General features: G+C 61.3%; 3 protein-coding genes. All 3 read right to left on the reverse strand.

Translation table 11 applies throughout. The annotated features are described in order from the left end of the window. Window positions 1-630: 630 nt before the first annotated feature. The 3 genes from KMAL_RS16415 to KMAL_RS16425 are packed head-to-tail and all read right to left on the reverse strand — an operon-like array spanning window position 631 to window position 2,609. Window positions 631-1,068 (reverse strand): ExbD/TolR family protein, encoded by a 438-nt coding sequence (locus KMAL_RS16415; protein WP_110096517.1) that lies wholly within the window; start codon window positions 1,066-1,068, stop codon window positions 631-633. A gap of 60 nt (window positions 1,069-1,128) precedes the next feature. Beyond that, window positions 1,129-1,551, reverse strand: coding sequence for an ExbD/TolR family protein (locus tag KMAL_RS16420; RefSeq protein ID WP_110096518.1), 423 nt, complete (start codon window positions 1,549-1,551; stop codon window positions 1,129-1,131). 2 nt (window positions 1,552-1,553) lie between these two features. Next, the gene (locus KMAL_RS16425; RefSeq protein WP_110096519.1) at window positions 1,554-2,609 is read right to left on the reverse strand and encodes a MotA/TolQ/ExbB proton channel family protein; all 1,056 of its coding nucleotides are present in this window, start codon (window positions 2,607-2,609) and stop codon (window positions 1,554-1,556) included. Window positions 2,610-2,747 lie beyond the last annotated feature (138 nt).

Below are 2,747 nucleotides of genomic sequence, written 5' to 3' on the forward strand. Positions count from 1 at the left end.
TCACGACCGAATGGACACTCGTTGCTCTCGCATACAACTGTAAAAGAATGGCGCGGCTTCAGGCAGCATAAGCCAGGTCAGCCTTGGCGTTATCAGCCGCAAAATGCCCAACCCGACAGGCTGCTAAAGGAAATAAGATAACGGGGGAAAGGGTAAAAAAAGCAACAGGCTGTTTATGTACCTGCATGTGCGCCACATCGCGATCCCCCCGATCCGCAACCATGGCGCAACAGATCGGCACCAGAACGAACCGAGCGGAAAATGACAGTTTTACGGGACTGTTTTTGCTGTATTTGTACGCTTCGCCGCCACAGGGCCGCCGAAAATGCACTTCGTGACACGCATGGATCAGGAAGTGTGGGGGAACTGGATGCAAGATCGGCAACAGGGCGTTTCTTTTTCCCGGACAGCCTGACGGGTGGCGCAAATCCGGTTGCCGCCCCCATGACTCGCACGGGATACGGACATCATCCTGAAAAGGCCGGGCCGCGCACGCATCGTGCCACAGGAAAGACATCCACGGGACCATGCCGGGAGCAGACGAAAAAAACGGCCCTTCGCGATGTCAGGGACACGCAAAGGGCCGTTTTCCAAAAAACCGGCAGTTACAGCACAGACGGGTGTCGTGCCTTACTGCGCATCCATGAACTGGTCATTGCCGATAATGCCCAGTTTGGTGATACCCAGACGCTGCGCATCGGCAAGGACATGGGCCACGGTCTTGTAGTTGGCGAGACGATCCGGATGGATGTGCATCTCCGGCTGCACCGGCATGGCCGCGGCCTCGGTGAAGTGGGCCTGCAGGGCGGCTTCATCCGGCACCGGTTCGCCATTCCAGGTAATCGTGTTGTCGAAATCGATCGACACCGTATCAATCTGCGGGTCAGGCTCTGTCGAGGGAGGCGGATTCCCCTGCGGCAGGTCCATTGAAACCGAATGCGTCTGCATCGGGATGGTAATGATCAGCATGATCAGCAGCACAAGCATGACGTCAATCAGGGGCGTGGTATTGATATCTACAATACCTTCGTCCTCTGTCGTGCTGCTGGACCCGACATTCATGCCCATGGCGCGTATTCTCCCAGAAGTGGCCGGGAAAACCTCCCGGCCGGGAATGGATACCGAGGATCAGCCGTGGGGCTGTTCGGTAATGAAGTCAATATGGACGATCCCCGCCTGCTGACAGGCTGCGACCACCTTGCCGACGGCTTCATACTTCGCCGCCATGTCGCCACGGATCTGGATCTGTGGCTGCGGCTTCTGTGCCGCAGCATGTTCCAGATGCGTCTCCAGGTCGGCATACCCGTTCAGCGGGGTTTCCCCCCAGTATGCCTGCCCCTTGGAGGTCACCGCGATCACGACGTTATCAATCGCGGTGCGGGTCGGCTGGTTTGCATCCATCGGCAGTTTTACCGTGATGGTGTGCGTCGCGACTGGAATGGTGATCAGAAAGATGATCAGCAGCACCAGCATGACGTCGACAAGCGGTGTGGTGTTGATGGCCGACACCACCTCGTCTTCATCGCCGCCACCTCCAACTTGCATTCCCATGATCAGGCCACCCGATTGTCAATAGTCGTGGTTGTAGGAGAGTTGTCCGGACGAACCGCAATCGTGTCCTGCGGATCGGTGCCATGACGATAGCCGCCCATCAGGATGGACTGCAAGTCGGCAGCGAAGTTGCGCACCAGGTCCATCGCGCCCTTGTTGCGGCGCACCAGCAGGTTGTAGCCCAGAACCGCCGGCACCGCGGTGCCGAGGCCGATGGCCGTCATGATCAGCGATTCACCGACCGGGCCGGCAACCTTGTCGATCGAGGCGTTGCCCGCGATGCCGATGGCCGTCAGCGCGTGATAGATGCCCCACACCGTGCCGAACAGGCCAACGAACGGGGAGGTCGAACCCACGGTCCCGAGGAAGGCAAGCCCACCCTGCAGGCGCGTCTGGATCAGGTCGACCGAACGCTGGATCGACATCGTCGTCCACGAATGCAGGTCGATGGATTCCTGCATCGTGCCTTCGTGGTGTTCCGCCGCCTTCACGCCGGTTTCCGCGATGTAGCGGAAGGGCGAGTTGGTCGGCAGCGCATCTGCACCCTGCTTGATCGTCGGCTTGGTCCAGAACTTGGCCGTCACGTCCTTTGCCGCACTGAACAGGCTGGCCTGCTCGAAGAACTTCTTGATCATGATGACCCAGGTGCCGACCGACATGAACACCATGATCAGCAGGACGCCACGGGCGATGAAGTCACCATTGGCCCACAGGGCGCCAAGGCCGTACGGGTTGCCTTCGGGTGCGGGCGGCGGCGGGGGCGCGTCCGGGGCCGGGGCGGGTGCTTCTGCTGCGGGGGCGGGGGCAGGCGCCGCATCTGCCGGGGCCGCATCCGCCGGTGCGGGCGCCGCAGCGTCAGCAGGCGGGGCGGCAGGCGCGTCGGCAGGCGCCGCGGCGGAAGGTGCACCCGCGCCATCCGTCGGCGGTGCGGAAACCGCCGGCGCGTCTGCTGCCGGGGCCGCGTCCTGCGCCAGCGCCGCAAGCGGAGACGAAACGCACAGCACGGCGGCGAAGGCTGCCGAGGTGATGAGGGCGTGTTTGCGATGCAGTCTGATCATTTACTCAGGATCCTCTAGCAGCCTGTCGGGTTGGGGTACCCTGTGAAGAGGTGAAGTTGTAAGGTGGTGAGATGAGCAGCTTCATCCCGTTTGACCGGTCTCAGCCGTATCTTCTGCCGCCTGATCTGAAGTCGTGGC

The sequence above is a fragment of the Novacetimonas maltaceti genome (assembly GCF_002906255.1).
Taxonomy (GTDB): Bacteria; Pseudomonadota; Alphaproteobacteria; order Acetobacterales; family Acetobacteraceae; genus Novacetimonas; species Novacetimonas maltaceti.

Bases quoted from the DNA above. Each gene is read 5' to 3' on its own strand.
- KMAL_RS16415 (WP_110096517.1), bottom strand. From the start codon at position 1,068: ATGGGCATGAATGTCGGGTCCAGCAGCACGACAGAGGACGAAGGTATT.
- KMAL_RS16420 (WP_110096518.1), bottom strand. From the start codon at position 1,551: ATGGGAATGCAAGTTGGAGGTGGCGGCGATGAAGACGAGGTGGTGTCG.
- KMAL_RS16425 (WP_110096519.1), bottom strand. From the start codon at position 2,609: ATGATCAGACTGCATCGCAAACACGCCCTCATCACCTCGGCAGCCTTC.